The sequence below is a fragment of the Streptomyces sp. NBC_00885 genome (assembly GCF_045207475.1).
Taxonomy (GTDB): domain Bacteria; phylum Actinomycetota; class Actinomycetes; order Streptomycetales; family Streptomycetaceae; genus Streptomyces.
This window is the reverse complement of the sequence record NZ_CP108796.1, coordinates 2155709-2173923: the sequence shown is the minus strand read 5'-3', so window position 1 is coordinate 2173923 and position 18215 is coordinate 2155709. Positions and strand designations below refer to the sequence as shown.

Genomic DNA, 18215 nt, shown 5'->3' with positions numbered 1-18215 from the left:
ACCATGGCCCGGCGAACCGAATGGCCGGGCGACAGCACCTCCTCGTCGAGGGCCGAGAAGGAGCTGTCGCCCCAGGACCCCGCAGAGCGGGCGCGGGCGATCTGCCTGCGCCTGCTCACCGGAACCCCGCGCACCCGCAAGCAGCTCGCGGACGCGCTGCACAAACGTGAGATCCCCTCGGAGGTGGCCGAGGAGGTCCTCTCGCGCTTCGAGGACGTCGGACTGATCAATGACGCCGCCTTCGCGGACGCGTGGGTGGAGTCCCGGCACAACGGCAGGGGTCTGGCCAGGCGCGCGCTTGCGCGGGAGCTGCGTACCAAGGGTGTGGACTCCGCCCTGATCGACGAGGCGGTCGGGCAGCTCGACTCCGATCAGGAGGAGGAGACGGCGCGCGAGCTGATCGCCCGCAGACTCGCCTCGACGCGGGGCCTGGACCGCGACCGGCGACTGCGGCGCCTTGCGGGCATGCTTGCCCGCAAGGGCTACCCGGAGGGCATGGCCCTCAGGGTGGTCAAGCGCGCACTGGAGGAAGAGGGCGAGGACATGGGGGACGTGCCGGAGGAGGGCGGGATCTAGGGCTGTCGCGGGAGCGCGGTACGGGGGCGGGGTAACCGCTTCCCACCGGCCGCCCGCCTGGCCGTTGCCCGCCCCCTTACCGGCCTTCGTCGGGCGAAACCGTCAGTCCGGGACCGTCACCGCTGCACCGGGAGGCCCGCCGACTTCCATGCCTGGAAGCCGCCGATCAGGTCCGTCGCGCGGTGCAGGCCCAATTGGCGCAGAGACGCTGCCGCAAGGCTCGACGCGTAGCCCTCGTTGCAGACCACGACGACCCGCAGATCGTGGCTCACCGCCTCCGGTGCGCGGTGGCTGCCCCGGGGGTCCAGACGCCACTCCAGCTCATTGCGCTCGACGACCAGCGCGCCCGGGATCAGGCCGTCCCGCTCGCGCAGGGCCGCGTACCGGATGTCCACGAGGAGCGCGCCGTCCGCGGCCGCCGCGAAGGCATCCTTCGGCCCGACGCGGTCGAGGTCCTCGCGAACCCGTTCCAGAAGTTCGTCGATTCCCACCTGCTCGCTCACTGCCAGTCCTCCGGACGCTCGACCTGCTCAAGACGCAGCATCGCACCGGACCGGCTGAAGCGGCGGATCAGCGGCAGCGGCGGGTAGTACGCATGCACCGAGACAGCGTGCTCGCTGACCGACTCGTTCAGCACCTCGTGCACATGATGCTTCCCGAAGGCCCGGCCCCTGCCCGGCCCCAACTGCCGTTCGCGGTCGACCCCTTCGTTCAGCTCCAGGGTCTTCCAGCCGCTCGCCGGCAGGCGTACGGCGAGGGAGTTCTCCTTCAGTTCGCCCGCGGCCGTGGCGAACGCCCCGTGCGACTCGGCGTGGTCGTGCCAGCCGGTACCCGTGCCCGGGGGCCAGCCGATCAGCCAGGCCTCGCTGCCGCCGGGACCCTTGAGCCGAAGCCAGGTACGCCCTTCGGGGTCGAGGGGGAGCGAGGCGATGAGGTCTTGGTCGGCGGCCGAGCGCCGTACGAAGTCGAGAAGCTCGGCGGCCGTCGGCGCGCCCGAGGCACGGGTGGCGACAGATGGGGAGACAGGCTGCGCGGAGACAGGCTGGGACACGGAAACCGTCCTGGAAGTTCGCGGGAAGGCGCGCCGGCTCAGCGGGTCACAGCGCGCGGGGAAGGCGAATTCAGCAGGACGGACGACACACGCAGCCCGCGTAGCGGACGAGGTCCATATGGACCCTCCGCCACAGGCGCACATCGGTGTCAGTCACGCTCCGGAGTACACCATGTGCGCCTTCGAGGGTCAATTGATGTCCGCAGTACGGTCACTGCGCACCGCTGAAGGGGCGCCTCCGCGCGCCGCGTCCGCCGCCGAGTACAGCTCGGCGGGACGTACCCCCGCGAACGACGCGACCAGATGCCCGTCCGGCCGCACCAGCAGCACCGTGTGTGCCGAAGCCCCTGGGTAGCCCTCCGCGACCAGCAGCTCCGCGCGTACCGGCAGCGCGCTGACCGCCGCCGCCAGGCGCGGCATCACGCCCGCGCTCACCCAGTGCCGCCGGTCCCACACCCCCGTTCCGGGTGCGACGAGAATCACCAGCAGCTGCCCCTGCCCCAGCCGGTCCCGTAGCCGCGCGCTCGTCCCGTCCGGGGCGGTCACCCGCACATCCGCGACAGGCGCACCCGCCTCGGTACCCACGAGCGTCTGCGAAGGGGCGTGCTGGGGCGCCAGGGGGGAGTGCGTGTATACGGGGGGCGCGCCCAGCGGGCCGTACCCCAGATGGCCGTCAGTGAGCAGGATGTCGTGACCCCGCGCGGCACCCGGGAGGTACGTACGCAGTGCGCTGCCGCCGCGCAGTATCGGCAGCGACTGGTCGGCGGCGCGCAGCCGCGAGGCCACGGCCGCCCGCCGCTCCGCCTGATAACTGTCGAGCAGCGGCTCGGACGGGCCGTGGTGCCAGCTGTGCGCCAGCTTCCAGGCCAGGTTGTCCGCGTCCCGTAGCCCTTCGTCGAGCGCCTGAGTGCCGAGCGCCCCCAGCAGATGCGCCGCGTCGCCCGCGAGGAAGGCCCGGTCGACCCGCCAGCGCCGCGCGAGCCGGTGGTGAAGGGTGTAGACGCCGGTGTCGAGGAGCTCGTACGCAGGTGCCTCGCCGCACCAGCCCGCCAGGGTGTCGCGCAGGCGGGCCACCAGGGAGTCGGGGGTGACCAGTTCGCCGCGGGGAGCCAGCAGCCAGTCAAGCCGCCATACGCCGTCCCGCAGCGGCCGGGCGGTGACCTCATCGCCGCCCGTGCGCCACGGCGGCTGACGGTGCAGCAACGCCTCGTCGGGCCAAGGTAGTTCGGTACGCAGGGCGGCGACCGCATGCCGTTCCACCGCCGTACGCCCGGGAAAGCGGATGCCGAGCAGCTTGCGGACCGTCGACCTCGCGCCGTCGCACCCGACCAGATGGCTTCCGCGCCACCATGTCGCCGCGGGCCCACGGGTGTGCACGCTGATCCCGCTCGCGTCCTGCTCCAGCGAGTCGACGCGGCTGTCGGTGACGAGTTGGATCAGCCCGTGTCCGGCGACGGCGTCCCGCAGGCCGCGGGTGAGGGCGTGCTGGGGGATGTGCAGCGGCGCGGGCGCGGCCTCGTCGCCGAGCGGAAGCTGCCGCACGTCCTGGCGCCGGCGCATCGAGCGCCAGCCGGTCCAGCGGGCGCCTTCGTCACGGACAGTGCTGCAGCCGAGCCGTTCCACCATGGCCGCCGTGTCGGACCGCAGCACGACGGTGCGCGCGGGCCGCGTGTCGTCCTTGCCGGCGCCTTCGTCGAGTACGACGGAGGGCACGTCCTGCTGCGCCAGGGCCAGCGCGAGCGCGAGCCCGACAGGCCCGGCGCCGACGATGATCACCGGGTCCACGGCGTGACTCCTGGGGCCCGAAGGGTCAGACGGAGAGGTGAGGTGGGAGCCCGGTGCGCGATCACAGAACGTATGCAACCCATTGCCGGTGCTTGCGTCAAGTGACGGGGGTCGGCGCCGGTATTCCGCCCGCACGCTTCCCCTGCGCAGCGCCGCGTCGGCCTGCCGACGTGCCCCCTCGATATGCGGCCATACGGTGAGGGGGGCAGCGGCCACGGCCGCTGCCCCCCTCGTGTCCTGCTGCCGGGCCCGGTGCCGTCAGATCGATCCGCCGCCGGCGATGCCGCCTCCGGTCTGGTCGCCCGCCGTGTGGCCGGGCGCGTTGAGCTCATCGGCCTCCTCGGCGCCGAGGACCGCGCCGGTGCCCTTCTTGGTGCGGCGCGCCCTGCCCTCCAGCCAGCTCGCAACACTGGTGAGCAGGAAGTTGAGCGCGATGAAGATCAGCGCGATCACGGTGAGCGTGGCGATGGTGTTCGCGCCGTAGTTCGCAGGGATCGTGCGGGACTGCGACAGCAGCTCGTTGAGACCGAGTAGCGCGCCGCCCAGCGCGGTGTCCTTGACGATGACCACGAGCTGGCTGACGAGAGCCGGCAGCATCGCCGTGACGGCCTGCGGCAGGAGAACGTACGACAGGACCTGGCCCTTGCGCATGCCGATCGCCTTTGCGGCGTCCGTCTGGCCCTGGGGCAGCGAGAGGATGCCCGCCCGGACGATCTCGGCGATGACCGAGGCGTTGTAGAGCACAAGGCCGGTCACCACAGCGTAAATCGGCCGGACTTCCGACTCGATGTCCGTGAACTGCACAAAGATGGCGCTGGCGAAGAACATCAGGATCAGCACGGGGATGGCACGGAAGAACTCGACCACGACACCCGCCGGAACGCGGATCCACCGGTGGTCGGAGAGCCGGCCGATACCGAGCAACCCGCCGAGGGGCAGCGCGATCACGATGGCGATCGCAGCCGCCTTGACGGTCAGCCAGAGGCCGGGCAGCAGATAGGTCGTCCAGACCTGGGAGTCCGTGACGAACGGGCTCCACTTCTCCGAGGTCAGCTGGTCCTTGTCGGCCATGACCGACAGCGCCCACCAGATGACAAGACCGAGCGCGACGAGGAACACGATCGTGTAGATGATGTTCCGCCGCTTGGCGCTTGGGCCGGGGGCGTCGTAGAGAACGGAGGTCATCGCTTCACCGCCACGCGCTTGGCCACCCAGCCGAGCAGCAGACCGGTCGGGAGGGTGAGAACGATGAACCCCAGGGCGAAGAGGGCAAAGACGGCGAAGAGCGCGTCGGTCTCGTTCTCGATCATTGTCTTCATCAGAGCCGCAGCTTCCGCCACACCGATCGCCGCGGCCACCGTGGTGTTCTTCGTCAGCGCGATGAGCACGTTCGCGAGCGGCGCGACGACCGCGCGGAACGCCTGGGGGAGCACGATCAGCGTCAGCACCTGGAAGAAGCTCAGCCCCATCGCACGGGCGGCCTCTGCCTGGCCGACGGGCACGGTGTTGATACCGGACCGGATGGCCTCACAGACGAAGCAGCCGGTGTAGGCGATGAATCCGAGGACGGCCAGCCGGAAGCCGATGTCCTTGAAGTTATCGCCGCCGAGTGCGAAGCCCAGCGTCTGGTTCAGGACCAGCGAACAGGAGACGATGATCACCGTCAGCGGGGTGTTGCGGACGAGGTTGATGTAGAGGGTGCCGAAGCCCCGCATCAGCGGAACCGGGCTGACCCGCATGCCCGCCAGGATCGTCCCCCAGATCAGGGACCCGGCGGCGGAGTAGAGGGTGAGCTGAACCGTCACCCAGAAGGCCCCGAGCACGTCGTACTGCCCGGAATCAAGAAAGTCGAACACGTTGCCCCGCGCTCTCCCAGGTTGGCTGGTGGGGACGCGCCGCCGACCGGGGCCGACGGCGCGCCACTGCTGACTCAGCTGCCTTCAGTGACCTTCGGGGCAGGCTCGTTCTTGTAGTTGGCCGGGCCGAAGTTCGCCTTCACGAACTTGTCCCACGAACCGTCGTCGACCATCTTCTTGAGAGCGGCGTTGATCTTCGTCTGAAGGTCCTTGTCGCCCTTCTTCAGGCCGATGCCGTAGTGCTCGTCGCTCAGGTTGAGGCCCACCAGCTTGAACTTGCCCTGGTTCTCCTTCTGCGCGGCGTAACCCGCCAGGATGGAGTTGTCGGTGGTGAGCGCGTCGACGGACTTGTTCTCGAGGCCGGTGATGCACTCCGAGTAGCCACCGAGCTGCAGCAGGTCGGCCTTGGGCGCGAGCTTGTCGTGAACGTTCTGCGCGGAGGTCGAGCCGGTCACCGAGCACAGCTTCTTGGAGTTGAGGTCGGTGGCCTTGGTGATGGAGTTGTCGTCCGCGCGGACCAGAAGGTCCTGGTGGGCCAGGAAGTACGGACCGGCGAAGTCGACTTCCGCCTTGCGCTTGTCGTTGATCGAGTAGCTGGCGGCGACGAACTTGACGTCACCGTTCTTGATCAGGTTCTCGCGCTCGGCGCTGGGGGCCTGCTTGAACGTGATGTCCTTGGCGTCGTAACCCAGCTCCTTCGCGATGTACGTGGCGACGTCGACGTCGAAGCCGGTGTACTTGCCGTCCGGCGTCTTCAGGCCGAGGCCCGGCTGGTCGTACTTGATGCCGACGGTGATCTTCTTGCCGCCACCGTCGCCCGAGTCGCTGTCACCACCACAGGCGGTCGCGGTCAGGGAGAGGACGAGGACCGCGGCGGCCGCGGCGCTTGCCTTGTGCAGCTTCATGATGAACATCCCTTGTGTCGTAACTCGCCGGTCGTCGGTTGTGCGGGAGCGCCGGTCGTCAGTGGTGCAGGATCTTCGACAGGAAGTCCTTAGCACGGTCGCTGCGCGGATTGCTGAAGAACTCGTCCGGGGTGGCCTCTTCGACGATCCGGCCGTCCGCCATGAAGACGACACGGTTGGCTGCCGAGCGGGCAAAGCCCATCTCATGGGTGACGACGACCATCGTCATGCCGTCACGGGCGAGCTGCTGCATGACTTCCAGCACCTCGTTGATCATCTCCGGGTCGAGGGCCGACGTCGGCTCGTCGAAGAGCATGACCTTCGGCCCCATTGCCAGTGCACGCGCGATCGCGACACGCTGCTGCTGGCCGCCGGACAGCTGCGCCGGGTACTTGTCGGCCTGCGAGCCGACGCCCACCCGGTCGAGCAGCGAGCGCGCCTTGTCCTCGGCGGCCTTCTTGTCGGCCTTGCGGACCTTGAGCTGGCCCAGCATCACGTTCTCCAGCACGGTCTTGTGTGCGAAGAGGTTGAAAGACTGGAAGACCATTCCGACATCGGCGCGCAGCCGGGCGAGCTGCTTGCCCTCGGCGGGCAGCGGCTTGCCGTCGATCGAGATCGCGCCGGAGTCGATCGTCTCCAGGCGGTTGATGGTGCGGCACAACGTGGACTTGCCGGACCCGGAGGGGCCGATGACGACCACGACCTCGCCACGGGCGATCGTCAGGTCGATGTCCTGGAGCACATGCAGCGCGCCGAAGTGCTTGTTGACGTTGCTCAGCACGACCAGGTCGCCCGCGGGTACAGCGTCCTCGACGCCCTTGGTCACTGAAACTCCGCTCATCGGCTTCTTGCTCCGTCCGTCCTCGGTTGGGAGGACGTTAATCACGCCTTGCGACCAGTGTCATTACATCTGAGCGGAAATTGAGGATAACGATCCGGCTGCACCTGGACACTATGCGTGAACAGGGTCATGATCGGCGTACCGTGTGGGTAACGGAAACGGGCAGGTATCGGGAACCCCCTTGACTGGCCGGGTGAACATCGGCCTTGATGCCCTGGTACATCCTTGACCGGATCCATGACCGTTTGACCGTAGGGGGGCCATGAGGCTGCTGCTCGTCGAGGACGACGACCATGTCGCCGCCGCGTTGTCCGCGGTGCTCGCCAGGCACGGTTTCCAGGTCGTCCACGCCCGCAACGGCGAGGAGGCGCTGCAGGCCGTGCTGCCCGCCACGCATCCCGAAAAACCGCCGTTCGGAGTCGTGCTCCTCGATCTGGGGCTGCCCGACCAGGACGGCTATCAGGTGTGTGGCAAGATCCGGAAGCTCACCTCCACGCCTGTGATCATGGTCACCGCGCGGGCCGACGTCCGCTCCCGGATCCATGGGCTCAACCTCGGGGCCGACGACTACGTCACCAAGCCGTACGACACCGGGGAACTGCTGGCCCGCATCCACGCCGTCAGCCGCCGCACCGCGAGCGGTGACGACGCCGCCGCGGCCGGGTCCGAGGATGCGCTGCGCCTGGGGCAGGTCACCATCGAACTGCCCACGCGGCGCGTCAGCGTCGACGGGGAGACGGTTCAGCTGACCCGCAAGGAGTTCGACCTGCTGGCGCTGCTCGCGCAGCGGCCGGGCGTCGTCTTCCGGCGGGAACAGATCATCAGCGAGGTGTGGCGCACCAGTTGGGAAGGGACCGGCCGCACCCTCGAGGTGCATGTGGCGTCCCTGCGCTCCAAGCTGCGGATGCCCGCCCTGATCGAGACCGTGCGCGGAGTCGGCTACCGGCTCGTCGCGCCCGCGGCCCCGTAAGGCCCGTACACCCCGGTGCGTACCCGACTTCTCCCGCTGCTCATCGTCCTCATGGCAGGCGTGCTGCTCGCGCTCGGTTTCCCGCTCGCGGTGAGCGTGGCGGCCGCGCAGCAGCAGCGGGTCGTCGTGGACCGGATCGACGACACGGTGCGCTTCGCGGCGCTCGCGCAGTTCGTCACCGAAGGCCCGGGAATGGACGAGCGGCGCTCCACGCTCCAGGAGCAGCTCGACCGCTATCACGACACGTACGGCATCAAGGCGGGCGTCTTCTACCGCGACGGCGACGACATCGCGAGTGCCCCCGAGGGCTGGTACGGGCCGCGCAGCGGCGAGGACCGGGAGGCATTCCAGGAAGCGCTCACGGGCCGGCGCAGCCAAGACCCGGGGCAGGTCTGGCCGTGGCAGCGGGGCGCCCGGCTCGTCGTCGCCTCACCCGTCGTACGGGACGGGGACGTCGTCGCCGTCGTGTTCACCGACTCGCCCACCGCCCAGCTGCGTTCACGCGTCCTGAAGGGCTGGCTGCTGATCGCGGCGGGCGAGTGCGCGGCGATGCTGGTCGCGGTCGGCGCCGCCTTCCGCCTCACCGGCTGGGTCCTGCGGCCCGTACGGGTCCTGGACGCGGTCACCCACGACATCGCGACGGGACAGATGAATTCGCGCGTCGCGGCGGCGGGCGGACCCCCGGAACTCAGGCGCCTGGCACGCTCGTTCAACGAGATGGCCGACAACGTCGAAGAAGTGCTGGAACAACAACGGGCGTTCGTGGCCGACGCCTCCCACCAGCTGCGCAATCCCCTCGCCGCACTCCTGCTGCGCATCGAGCTCCTCGCCCTGGAACTCCCCGAGGGCAACGAGGAGATCGCCTCGGTCCGCACCGAGGGCAAGCGCCTGGCCCAGGTCCTCGACGACCTGCTGGACCTGGCGCTGGCCGAGCACGCCTGCGCCGACCTCCGGCTCACCGACATCGGTGAACTGGCGGCGGAACGGGTCGCCGCCTGGCGTCCGCTCGCCGAGGAGAAGGGCGTCCGCCTGACCGAAGACCGCGCAGCGGTCACGGCCTGGGCCGATCCGGTCGCGCTCTCCAGCGCCCTGGACGCGGTGATCGACAACGCCCTGAAGTTCACCCCGAGCGGCGAGGAGGTCACCGTCTCGGTCGCCTCCAACGGAGCGACCTCGACGGTCGTGATCACCGACCGCGGTCCCGGCCTGACCGACGAGGAGCTCGCCCGTATCGGCGACCGCTTCTGGCGCAGCGGCCGCCATCAGAACATCAAGGGCTCGGGTCTGGGCCTGTCGATCTCGCGCGCACTGCTGACCGCCGGCGGCGGCTCGATCGCATACGAGCACCACGAGCCCTGCGGTCTGCGAGTGACCGTGACCGTCCCGCGTACGTCTCCTACGGCTTGACCGAGCGGTAGTAGCGCCGGGCTCCTTCGTGCAGTGGCAGCGGATCCGTGTAGACGGCGGTCCGCAGGTCCACCAGCTGCGCGGGGTGCACGGTGTTGCCGATCCGGTCCCGGCTCTTGATCACCGTACGGGTGAAGCCCTCCGTCATCGCCGGATCCATCCGGTCGGTGGTGACCAGCAGATTCGCCACCGCCACCGTCGGCACGGGCACACCGCTCTGCGCCTGGAGATAGGCGTCGGCGGGCATCACGGCGGCGCGGTAGTAGCTGGTGTCGCCCGTGGTGTGGAGCTTGGCCACGAGATCGGCCGCGAGCGGAACGAGCTTGATCTCGAAGCGCTCGGACAACTCCTGAATGGTGCTCGTGGGCAGCCCGCCCGACCAGAAGAAGGCATCGAGCTCGCCCGCCTCCAGCAGTGCGGGCACGGTGTCGATCCCGGCCGCGACCGGGGTGATGTCTTGCGCCGGATCGATCCCGGAGGCGGTGAGCAGCCGCTCGGCGATCAGCCGTACTCCCGACCTCGCCGGCCCGATACCCACCCGCTTGCCGCGCAGATCGCGGGGGGACTTCACCTGAGAGGAGCGGGGTACGACGAGCTGCACATAGTCGTCGTACAGCCGGGCGCAGCCGCGCAGCCGGTCGGCGCCCGGCTTGCTGTCCCGCTTGTACTTGGCGACCGCGTCTGCCGTGGCGATGGTGAAGTCGGCCTCGCCGGTGGCCACGCGCGCGAGATTCTGTTGCGAGCCCTCGCTGGTGCGCAGATCTATCTTCACGTCCGGCATGTCCTGGGCGAGAGCGTCCTTGAGCAGAGCGCCGTACCGCTGGTAGACCCCGCTCTGCACGCCCGTGCTGAAAGTCAGCTTCCCCTTCGGGGAGGACTCTCCGAAGGGCAGCAGCCACCACGCCAGCAGCCCGAACACCACGAGGGCGGCCGCGGACGCCTGCAGGGCGCGGCTTCGGCTGATGCGGGACGGGGCGGGGAACATGGCCGCGATCCTGCCAGCTCACTCCCTGTGATGGCCAGGCCCAGGCTCGCGGACGGGCGAGGCGGAGCGTCAGTGCGACCCCGTACCCTGGTTGGCGCGATGAGTGCGAAAACTTACGAGGTGCGCACCTACGGGTGCCAGATGAACGTCCACGACTCCGAGCGCCTGTCGGGCCTCCTGGAGGACGCGGGTTATGTCCGCGCGCCCGAGGGCGCCGACGGTGACGCCGACGTCGTCGTCTTCAACACCTGCGCGGTGCGGGAGAACGCCGACAACAAGCTGTACGGCAATCTCGGCAGGCTCGCGCCGATGAAGACCAAGCGGCCCGGGATGCAGATCGCAGTCGGCGGCTGCCTGGCCCAGAAGGACCGCGACACCATCGTCACGAAGGCGCCGTGGGTCGACGTCGTCTTCGGCACGCACAACATCGGCAAGCTGCCGGTCCTGCTGGAGCGCGCCCGCATCCAGGAAGAGGCACAGGTCGAGATCGCGGAGTCGCTCGAGGCCTTCCCCTCGACGCTGCCGACCCGCCGTGAGTCGGCGTATGCCGCGTGGGTGTCCATCTCGGTCGGCTGCAACAACACCTGCACCTTCTGCATCGTGCCCGCGCTGCGCGGCAAGGAGAAGGACCGCAGGCCCGGGGACATCCTGGCCGAGGTCGAGGCGCTCGTCGCCGAGGGCGTCTGCGAGATCACCCTGCTCGGCCAGAACGTCAATGCGTACGGCTCCGACATCGGTGACCGCGAGGCCTTCAGCAAGCTGCTGCGCGCCTGCGGAAAGATCGAGGGCCTGGAGCGGGTCCGCTTCACCTCGCCGCACCCCCGCGACTTCACGGACGATGTGATCGCCGCGATGGCCGAGACGCCGAACGTCATGCCGCAGCTCCACATGCCGCTGCAGTCCGGCTCGGACACCGTGCTCAAGGCGATGCGCCGCTCGTACCGGCAGGAGCGATTCCTCGGGATCATCGAGAAGGTACGCGCCGCGATTCCGCACGCCGCCATCTCCACGGACATCATCGTGGGCTTCCCCGGCGAGACCGAGGAGGACTTCGAGCAGACCATGCACACCGTGCGGCAGGCGCGCTTCGCGAACGCCTTCACCTTCCAGTACTCCAAGCGTCCCGGCACCCCCGCGGCGACCATGGAGGGGCAGATCCCGAAGGAGGTCGTCCAGGACCGGTACATGCGTCTGGTCGCCCTCCAGGAGGAGATCTCCTGGGAGGAGAACAAGAAGCAGGTCGGCCGGACGCTGGAGGTCATGGTGGCGGAGGGCGAGGGCCGCAAGGACGGGGCCACGCACCGGCTTTCGGGCCGTGCGCCCGACAACCGTCTCGTCCACTTCGCGAAGCCGGACGAGGACGTGCGCCCCGGCGATGTGGTGACCGTCGAGATCACTTACGCAGCGCCGCACCACCTGCTCGCGGAGGGCGCCGCGACATCCGTGCGCCGCACTCGCGCGGGCGACGCCTGGGAGAAGCGCAACGCCGAGGCGGCCGCGAAGCCTGCCGGAGTGATGCTGGGGCTGCCGAAGATCGGCGTTCCCGAGCCGCTGCCGGCCGCCGCCGCGCCCGGGTGCGGCAGCCACTGACCGGCGTCGGTGAGACACCCGTGAACACGCACTAGGCTGCCGATCATGCTTGTCGCCGCCGCCGTGTGCCCCTGCCCGCCGCTGCTCGTGCCCGACGTCGCCGCGGGCGCGGCGCCGGAACTCGACGCGGCGCGTACCGCGTGTTCCGACGCCCTCGGGGTGCTCGCCGCCGCCCGTCCCGATCTGCTGGTCGTGATCGGCCCCGCCGAGCAGCACAGCGACGGTCCGTATCCGGCGGGCGCGACCGGTTCCTTCCACGGCTTCGGTGTCGACATCGACGTGACGCTGGGAACGGGCGAGGGTCAGGAGCGGCCGCTGCCGCCGTCGCTGGCCGTCGGAGCCTGGCTGCTGACCCGAGCCCAGTGGGATTCCCCGGTGGAGGGCCTCGGCGTCGGCGAGCCACTCTCTCCGGAGCGCTGCCTTGCCGTCGGCCGGGAACTCGGCGCCCGGGCAGGGCGTGTCGCGCTGCTGGTGATGGGCGACGGCAGCGCCTGCCGCACGCTGAAGGCGCCCGGCTATCTGGACGAACGGGCGGCCGACTTCGACGCGCAGGCCGCTCGCGCGCTGGGAGCCGCCGACCTGGAGGCGCTCAAGGCGCTGGACGAGGCACTGGCGTACGAACTCAAAGCGGCCGGCCGAGCGTCCTGGCAGGTTCTTGCGGGAGCCGCCGAGGGGGCGGGCCTGGCAGGGCAGTTGCTCTACGAGGACGCTCCTTATGGCGTCGGCTACTTCGTGGCCGCCTGGTCGTAGCGGAGGGACACCGGCAGGACGGCAACGGCGGACGGCCGCGGAACACGCGTTCCGCGGCCGTCCGTCGATGTGCTTGATGTGTCAGGCGGGCGGCGGCGTGGTGCCGTCGTCCTTGTGTGCGGTTTCGACCTGCGGTCCAGGGCATCCTTGGACTTGCCGGTGCCAGACTCGATCTTGCTGCTGTACCGGCCCTTGGCCTTGGCGTCGACCGCCCTCGCGGCCTTGTCCAACCGTGCGGGTCTATTTGCGGGCGCCCTCGTCGGCTTCGTTGTCCGCCGCCTCATCCGCCGACTGCTGCTTGGGGATCTCCACGCTCTCGGCGACCGCGTTCTCGACAACCACGGCCTCCTCGGCCTCGGTGACCTTCGCCGCCGCGTCCTTCGGCGCCTCCGCATCCGGACCAGCATCGGACCCGCTGTCGGTACCCGCCTTCTCGGTACCGGCGTCGGAACCGCAAGCGACCGAGGACTCGGCCGTCAGTGTCCCGGCGGTCGCTTCCTCGGTTGACGCCTCGACAGTCGTGCTGGACTTACGACGAAATCGTGAAAAAACACCCATATCTGCTCCATAGGCTACTCGTGTGGACGAAGTTCCGCGTCGCCCGGAGCGTTCCATTGCGCCGCCCGCGGGCACCCGGTCGAGAAACCGGCGTTCGGAACCTCGCAACAGGCAACGAACCTTGTCCCGTGCCGTCACCTCGCTCGTTCGGGGACATGCCCGCGGGTTTGCGAGACTGGGGCAGTGAGAAGTGCAGCTCCCGCACCGCGGGTCATCGCCGTCGTCGGTCCCACCGCGGCCGGAAAGTCCGATCTGGGCGTCTTCCTCGCTCAGCGGCTGGGCGGCGAAGTCGTCAACGCCGACTCCATGCAGCTCTACCGGGGGATGGACATCGGGACCGCCAAACTGACGACCCAGGAGCGCGGCGGTGTCCCGCACCGACTGCTGGACATCTGGGACGTCACCGAGACCGCGAGCGTCGCCGAGTACCAGAGGCTGGCCAGGGCGGAGATCGACCGGCTGCTCGCCGCAGGCCGTACGCCCGTCCTCGTCGGCGGCTCCGGACTGTACGTGCGCGGCGCCATCGACGCCCTCGAATTCCCCGGCACGGACCCGGTGATCCGCGCCCGGCTCGAGGAGGAGCTGACAGTGCGAGGCTCGGGCGCCCTGCACGCCCGGCTGGCCGCCGCCGACCCGGAGGCCGGAAAGGTGATCCTGCCCAGCAACGGCCGCCGCATCGTGCGGGCACTCGAAGTCATCGAGATCACCGGCAAGCCCTTCACGGCCAACCTCCCCGGACATGACGCCGTCTACGACACCGTTCAGATCGGTGTCGATGTGGCCCGCCCCGAGCTCGACGAGCGCATCGCGCTGCGCGTCGACCGGATGTGGGAGGCGGGCCTCGTCGACGAGGTGCGCGCGCTGGAGGCGCAGGGTCTGCGGGAGGGGCGCACGTCATCGCGCGCGCTCGGCTACCAACAGGTGCTCACGGCGCTCGCGGGGGAGTACACCGAACTTCAGGCGCGCGAGGAGACCGTGCGCGCCACAAAGCGCTTCGCGCGCCGCCAGGATTCATGGTTCCGCCGGGACCCGCGTGTGCACTGGCTGAGCGGCGCCGCCGAGGACCGGGCGGAACTTCCGCACCTGGCGCTGACGTTGGTCGAACGAGCGGTCACAGCCTGATCACGTGATTGCATCGGGACGCTCTGCCCGCCATTTCGGCACCCAGGAGCGTGCCATCATCGCAGCATCGATCGACGTGGAGTCCGAGTTGGGAGGCGCGTGGCGATGGAGGCCGGCCCTCGCGACAGAGAACGGGAAGCACAAGAAGCACGGGACGCAGTGCAGAGCGCGTCCCGTCTCAGTCCCGACGGTCCTGATGAGCAGGACGTGATTCCGGACGAGGTCGAAGTAGAGCTGCGGCCGCAGCGCAGGCTGCGGATCTGGCAGCTCGCCCCCATCGTGGGGCTCGCCGCTGTCGGCTCGCTGATGTTCGCGTTCCCCCTCGCCTTCGGCACCGGCGACGGCGGCGCCGTTGTCGCCATGCTGGGCCTGCTCATCAGCTGCTGCGCCGCGGGCTGGGGTCTGATGGCCGCCCGCCGTGTCGGTCACAGCTGGCCCGGTCTGCCGCCCCTCGGCTCCGGCGAACGCCCCGACTGGCGAGTGATCGCCCTGTATGTCGGGGTGGGCGCCGCGCTCGTCGCACTCGCCGTCTGGCGCGTGGCCCGTCTCCGCTGACCGCGTTGTCGGCGGGCTCTCGTACAGTTGATCCGTGAGCACCTCGCAGATCGCCTTCCTCAAGGGCCACGGGACCGAGAACGACTTTGTGATCGTCCCCGACCCGGACAACGCCATTGACCTGCCCGCCTCCGCCATCGCCAGACTCTGCGACCGCCGGGCCGGCATCGGCGGCGACGGCGTGCTGCATGTCGTACGGTCCGCGGCTCACCCCGAGGCACGCGCCATGGCCGGCGAGGCCGAGTGGTTCATGGACTACCGCAATGCGGACGGATCGATCGCCGAGATGTGCGGCAATGGCGTACGTGTCTTCGCGCGGTATCTCCAGCGCGCGGGACTCGTCGAGGAGGGCGACCTGGCGGTGGCGACCCGCGGCGGCGTCAAGAAGGTGCACCTCGCCAAGGCCGAGTCCCTCAGCGGCTCCGCCGCGGGTGACATCACGGTCTCCATGGGCCGCGCGCAGTTCCCGCGGGAGGGCGTCACGGTCACGGTCGACGGCCGCAGCTGGCCCGCCCGCAATGTGAACATGGGCAATCCCCATGCGGTCGCCTTCGTCGAGGACCTGGACCACGCGGGCGACCTGTTCCGCGAACCCCCTTACAGCCCGGCGTCGGTCTACCCGGACGGCGTGAACATCGAGTTCGTCGTGGACCGCGGCGAGCGCCATGTCGCCATGCGCGTGCACGAGCGAGGCTCCGGCGAGACCCGCTCGTGCGGCACGGGCGCGTGCGCCGTCGCCGTCGCGGCGGCCCGCAGGGACGGCCTGGACCCGTCGGTCACCGGTGCCCCCGTCGCGTACACGGTGGATCTGCCCGGCGGGCGGCTCGTGATCACGGAGCATCCGGACGGCGAGATCGAGATGACCGGCCCCGCGGTGATCGTCGCCGAGGGCCACATCGATCCGGCGCTCCTCGCTCAGCGATCCCCTCTCTCTTAGCCCTTCGGGCATAGCTTCTCCCCGCTCGGACCGAAACCGCGATCGCATAGAGCTTCGCTCGAATGGGTGATCCGTTTCACGCTGAGCGAGAGCCGGACTGCGCCACGTGGTGGGCTCGGTAGCATCAAGCACCGGCCCGGAGGGCACGCCTGCTCCTCCACCGCCGGTCGAAGCTGCCGGAGGTGCCCCATGAGTGCAGAGGCCACGAACCCTGGTGCCCACAGCCGCAGGCGCGGCCGTCCCAGGATCGACCTCCGCCGGCTGGGTCGCGCCGCGCTCCTCGGGCCCGCGGGCCGCGACCGGCTGCCCGACGCGATCGGCCATGTCGCCGATGCGCACCGCGCGCACCACCCGGAGGCGGACCTCGCCATCCTGCACAAGGCGTATGTCCTGGCTGAGTCTTCCCATCGCGGGCAGTTCCGCAAAAGCGGCGAGCCGTACATCACGCATCCCCTCGCCGTCACACTGATCCTCGCCGAACTGGGCGCGGAGACAACGACCTTGACGGCCTCTCTCCTCCACGACACCGTCGAGGACACCGAGGTGACGCTCGATCAGGTACGGGCGGAGTTCGGCGCCGAGGTCTGCTATCTCGTCGACGGCGTCACCAAGCTGGAGAAGGTCGACTACGGCGCGGCGGCCGAGCCCGAGACCTTCCGCAAGATGCTCGTCGCCACCGGCAACGACGTCCGCGTGATGTCGATCAAACTCGCCGACCGGCTGCACAACATGCGCACGCTCGGCGTCATGCGGCCCGAGAAGCAGGCACGCATCGCCAAGGTCACCCGCGACGTGCTCATCCCCCTCGCCGAACGCCTCGGCGTCCAGGCACTCAAGACCGAGCTGGAAGACCTGGTCTTCGCGATCCTCCACCCGGAGGAGTACGAACGCACCCGCGCCCTCATCGCGGAGAACGCGACCGCCTGGGACGCGCTCGACGCCATCGCGGAGAACTTCCGGACAGTGCTCCGGGAAGCCGGCATCGCGGCCGAAGTGCACATCAGGCCTCGGCACTTCGTCTCCGTGCACCGCATCCGCATCAAGCGCGGCGAACTGCGCGGCACCGAGTTCGGGCGGCTCCTCGTGCTGGTCGGCGAGGACGCCGACTGCTACGGCGTCCTCGGCGAGCTGCACACCTGCTTCACCCCGGTGATCTCCGAGTTCAAGGACTTCATCGCCGCGCCCAAGTTCAACCTCTACCAGTCACTGCACACGGCCGTCGCAGGCCCGGAGGGCGCGGTCGCCGAAGTCCTCATCCGTACGCACCAGATGCACAAGGTCGCCGAGGCGGGAGTAATCGCCCTCGGCAATCCCTACGTGCCCGTCGAGGGCGCGGAGCCGGCCGACGGCGAGCGCGCCGACCCGACCCGGCCCGGCTGGCTCTCCCGCCTGCTGGACTGGCAGGAGTCCACCCCGGACCCCGACACCTTCTGGACCTCCCTGCGCGCCGAACTGGCGCAGGACCGCGAGATCACCGTCTTCCGCGCCGACGGCGGCACGCTCGGACTTCCGGCCGGCGCGAGCTGTGTGGACGCCGCGTACGCCCAGTACGGCGAGGAGGCGCACGCCTGTATCGGCGCACGCGTCAACGGCCGCCTGGCGACGCTGAGTACGGTGCTGTGCGACGGCGACACCGTGCATCTGCTCCTGGCCCAGGACGCCGCGTCCGGCCCCTCGCCCGACTGGCTCGACCACGCCCGCACACCCGCAGCGCGCATCGCCATCACCTCCTGGCTCGCGGCCCATCCGGAGGGCACGAAGATTCCGGCCGCCGCCCCTCGCCGACCCGCCCCCGTCACCGCCGACAGGCCCGCCGCGGCCAACGCCGTCGTCGACCTCCCGGACGCCACCGTCCGGCTCGCCGGCTGCTGTACACCCGTGCCGCCGGACGCCGTCACCGGCTTCGCGGTCCGCGGCGGCACGGTGACGGTCCACCGCGAAGAATGCCCGGCCGTGGCCCGTATGAAGTCACTCGACCGCGAGCCCATCCCGGTGACCTGGGGCGACTCGGCCGAGTGCAGAGTCACGCTGATCGCCGAATCCTTCGGCCGCCCCCGGCTGCTCGCCGACCTCACCGAAGCCATCGCCGCCCAGGGCGCGGCCATCGTCTCGGCGACCGTCGAGCCGCCGACCCAGCAGCGCGTGCGGCACACGTACACCCTTCAACTCCCGGACTCCGCGGGACTTCCCGCCCTGATGCGGGCCATGCGCGATGTGCCGGGGGTGTACGACGTGAGCCGTGCCCAGCATCCGGCAGCCACCTCCTGACCTCGTTCGGGTGGGCGCGACGCGCGCCGTCACGGTCCTCTCCGGGCGCGCTGATAGCC

At 69.9% G+C, this 18215-nt stretch carries 20 protein-coding genes; 9 read left to right on the top strand and 11 right to left on the bottom strand.

Annotation, left to right across the window (positions count from 1 at the left end):
- Positions 1–3: 3 nt before the first annotated feature.
- Positions 4–576, top strand: a complete 573-nt coding sequence (gene recX / locus OHA61_RS09480) for a recombination regulator RecX (RefSeq protein WP_406302689.1) — start codon at positions 4–6, stop codon at positions 574–576.
- Between the two features lie 116 nt (positions 577–692).
- Here the strand turns inward: recX and OHA61_RS09475 are convergent, their stop codons facing one another.
- The 8 genes from OHA61_RS09475 to OHA61_RS09440 form a co-directional block, all read right to left on the bottom strand.
- The gene (locus OHA61_RS09475) at positions 693–1079 is read right to left on the bottom strand and encodes a rhodanese-like domain-containing protein (RefSeq protein ID WP_406302688.1); all 387 of its coding nucleotides are present in this window, start codon (positions 1077–1079) and stop codon (positions 693–695) included.
- On the bottom strand, positions 1076–1627 hold the full coding sequence (locus OHA61_RS09470) for a cysteine dioxygenase (protein ID WP_406302687.1): 552 nt from the start codon (positions 1625–1627) through the stop codon (positions 1076–1078). The genes OHA61_RS09475 and OHA61_RS09470 overlap by 4 nt, the downstream gene beginning before the upstream one ends.
- A gap of 70 nt (positions 1628–1697) precedes the next feature.
- Positions 1698–1769 (bottom strand): putative leader peptide, encoded by a 72-nt coding sequence (locus OHA61_RS09465; protein WP_309544753.1) that lies wholly within the window; start codon positions 1767–1769, stop codon positions 1698–1700.
- A 47-nt stretch (positions 1770–1816) separates the two neighbouring features.
- Positions 1817–3412, bottom strand: coding sequence for an FAD-dependent monooxygenase (locus OHA61_RS09460; RefSeq protein WP_406302686.1), 1596 nt, complete (start codon positions 3410–3412; stop codon positions 1817–1819).
- Between the two features lie 258 nt (positions 3413–3670).
- Positions 3671–4597 carry an amino acid ABC transporter permease gene (locus OHA61_RS09455; protein WP_406302684.1) on the bottom strand — a complete coding sequence of 309 codons (927 nt, stop codon included), beginning with the start codon at positions 4595–4597 and terminating at the stop codon, positions 3671–3673.
- On the bottom strand, positions 4594–5268 hold the full coding sequence (locus OHA61_RS09450; protein ID WP_406302683.1) for an amino acid ABC transporter permease: 675 nt from the start codon (positions 5266–5268) through the stop codon (positions 4594–4596). Before OHA61_RS09450 ends, OHA61_RS09455 begins: the two co-directional genes overlap by 4 nt.
- Before the next feature lie 74 nt (positions 5269–5342).
- Positions 5343–6173 (bottom strand): glutamate ABC transporter substrate-binding protein, encoded by an 831-nt coding sequence (locus OHA61_RS09445; protein ID WP_406302682.1) that lies wholly within the window; start codon positions 6171–6173, stop codon positions 5343–5345.
- A 58-nt stretch (positions 6174–6231) separates the two neighbouring features.
- Complete coding sequence (locus tag OHA61_RS09440; protein WP_406302681.1) at positions 6232–7014, bottom strand: amino acid ABC transporter ATP-binding protein; 783 nt, start codon at positions 7012–7014, stop codon at positions 6232–6234.
- A 262-nt stretch (positions 7015–7276) separates the two neighbouring features.
- Here OHA61_RS09440 and OHA61_RS09435 point away from each other — a divergent pair, with 262 nt between their 5' ends.
- Together OHA61_RS09435 and OHA61_RS09430 are read left to right on the top strand one after the other, a co-directional pair.
- The gene (locus OHA61_RS09435) at positions 7277–7984 is read left to right on the top strand and encodes a response regulator transcription factor (RefSeq protein WP_324974892.1); all 708 of its coding nucleotides are present in this window, start codon (positions 7277–7279) and stop codon (positions 7982–7984) included.
- Positions 7985–7999: 15 nt separating this feature from the next.
- Positions 8000–9391: an ATP-binding protein gene (locus OHA61_RS09430; protein ID WP_406302680.1), complete on the top strand. Its 1392-nt coding sequence runs from the start codon at positions 8000–8002 to the stop codon at positions 9389–9391.
- On the opposite strand, the gene OHA61_RS09425 is transcribed toward OHA61_RS09430, so the two are convergent.
- Positions 9381–10376: a TAXI family TRAP transporter solute-binding subunit gene (locus OHA61_RS09425; RefSeq protein WP_406302679.1), complete on the bottom strand. Its 996-nt coding sequence runs from the start codon at positions 10374–10376 to the stop codon at positions 9381–9383. The two genes, OHA61_RS09430 and OHA61_RS09425, sit on opposite strands and share 11 nt — an antisense overlap.
- Positions 10377–10475: 99 nt before the next feature.
- Between OHA61_RS09425 and miaB the strand changes: the two genes are divergently transcribed.
- Both miaB and OHA61_RS09415 read left to right on the top strand, forming a co-directional pair.
- Complete coding sequence (gene miaB, locus OHA61_RS09420) at positions 10476–11966, top strand: tRNA (N6-isopentenyl adenosine(37)-C2)-methylthiotransferase MiaB (RefSeq protein WP_389370018.1); 1491 nt, start codon at positions 10476–10478, stop codon at positions 11964–11966.
- Positions 11967–12011: 45 nt separating this feature from the next.
- Positions 12012–12716 (top strand): class III extradiol dioxygenase subunit B-like domain-containing protein, encoded by a 705-nt coding sequence (locus OHA61_RS09415; protein ID WP_406302678.1) that lies wholly within the window; start codon positions 12012–12014, stop codon positions 12714–12716.
- Here OHA61_RS09415 and OHA61_RS09410 read toward each other — a convergent pair.
- Entirely contained in the window at positions 12692–13000 is a 309-nt protein-coding gene (locus OHA61_RS09410) for an antitoxin (RefSeq protein WP_406302677.1), read from the bottom strand. The genes OHA61_RS09415 and OHA61_RS09410 overlap by 25 nt on opposite strands.
- Positions 12957–13274 (bottom strand): hypothetical protein, encoded by a 318-nt coding sequence (locus tag OHA61_RS09405; RefSeq protein WP_406302675.1) that lies wholly within the window; start codon positions 13272–13274, stop codon positions 12957–12959. Before OHA61_RS09405 ends, OHA61_RS09410 begins: the two co-directional genes overlap by 44 nt.
- Before the next feature lie 183 nt (positions 13275–13457).
- On the opposite strand from OHA61_RS09405, the gene miaA reads away from it, so the two are divergent.
- From miaA to OHA61_RS09385, 4 genes are all read left to right on the top strand, one after another.
- Entirely contained in the window at positions 13458–14396 is a 939-nt protein-coding gene (gene miaA, locus OHA61_RS09400; protein WP_406302673.1) for a tRNA (adenosine(37)-N6)-dimethylallyltransferase MiaA, read from the top strand.
- Between the two features lie 105 nt (positions 14397–14501).
- Positions 14502–14951, top strand: a complete 450-nt coding sequence (locus tag OHA61_RS09395) for a hypothetical protein (RefSeq protein WP_406302672.1) — start codon at positions 14502–14504, stop codon at positions 14949–14951.
- 34 nt (positions 14952–14985) lie between these two features.
- Positions 14986–15888: a diaminopimelate epimerase gene (gene dapF, locus OHA61_RS09390; RefSeq protein WP_406302670.1), complete on the top strand. Its 903-nt coding sequence runs from the start codon at positions 14986–14988 to the stop codon at positions 15886–15888.
- A 189-nt stretch (positions 15889–16077) separates the two neighbouring features.
- The gene (locus tag OHA61_RS09385; RefSeq protein ID WP_406302668.1) at positions 16078–18156 is read left to right on the top strand and encodes a RelA/SpoT family protein; all 2079 of its coding nucleotides are present in this window, start codon (positions 16078–16080) and stop codon (positions 18154–18156) included.
- Positions 18157–18215 lie beyond the last annotated feature (59 nt).

Bases quoted from the DNA above. Each gene is read 5' to 3' on its own strand.
- recX (WP_406302689.1), top strand. From the start codon at position 4: ATGGCCCGGCGAACCGAATGGCCGGGCGACAGCACCTCCTCGTCGAGG.
- OHA61_RS09455 (WP_406302684.1), bottom strand. From the start codon at position 4,597: ATGACCTCCGTTCTCTACGACGCCCCCGGCCCAAGCGCCAAGCGGCGG.
- OHA61_RS09445 (WP_406302682.1), bottom strand. From the start codon at position 6,173: ATGAAGCTGCACAAGGCAAGCGCCGCGGCCGCCGCGGTCCTCGTCCTC.
- OHA61_RS09440 (WP_406302681.1), bottom strand. From the start codon at position 7,014: ATGAGCGGAGTTTCAGTGACCAAGGGCGTCGAGGACGCTGTACCCGCG.
- OHA61_RS09435 (WP_324974892.1), top strand. From the start codon at position 7,277: ATGAGGCTGCTGCTCGTCGAGGACGACGACCATGTCGCCGCCGCGTTG.
- OHA61_RS09425 (WP_406302679.1), bottom strand. From the start codon at position 10,376: ATGTTCCCCGCCCCGTCCCGCATCAGCCGAAGCCGCGCCCTGCAGGCG.
- miaB (WP_389370018.1), top strand. From the start codon at position 10,476: ATGAGTGCGAAAACTTACGAGGTGCGCACCTACGGGTGCCAGATGAAC.
- OHA61_RS09415 (WP_406302678.1), top strand. From the start codon at position 12,012: ATGCTTGTCGCCGCCGCCGTGTGCCCCTGCCCGCCGCTGCTCGTGCCC.
- OHA61_RS09410 (WP_406302677.1), bottom strand. From the start codon at position 13,000: ATGAGGCGGCGGACAACGAAGCCGACGAGGGCGCCCGCAAATAGACCC.
- OHA61_RS09405 (WP_406302675.1), bottom strand. From the start codon at position 13,274: ATGGGTGTTTTTTCACGATTTCGTCGTAAGTCCAGCACGACTGTCGAG.
- OHA61_RS09395 (WP_406302672.1), top strand. From the start codon at position 14,502: ATGGAGGCCGGCCCTCGCGACAGAGAACGGGAAGCACAAGAAGCACGG.
- OHA61_RS09385 (WP_406302668.1), top strand. From the start codon at position 16,078: ATGAGTGCAGAGGCCACGAACCCTGGTGCCCACAGCCGCAGGCGCGGC.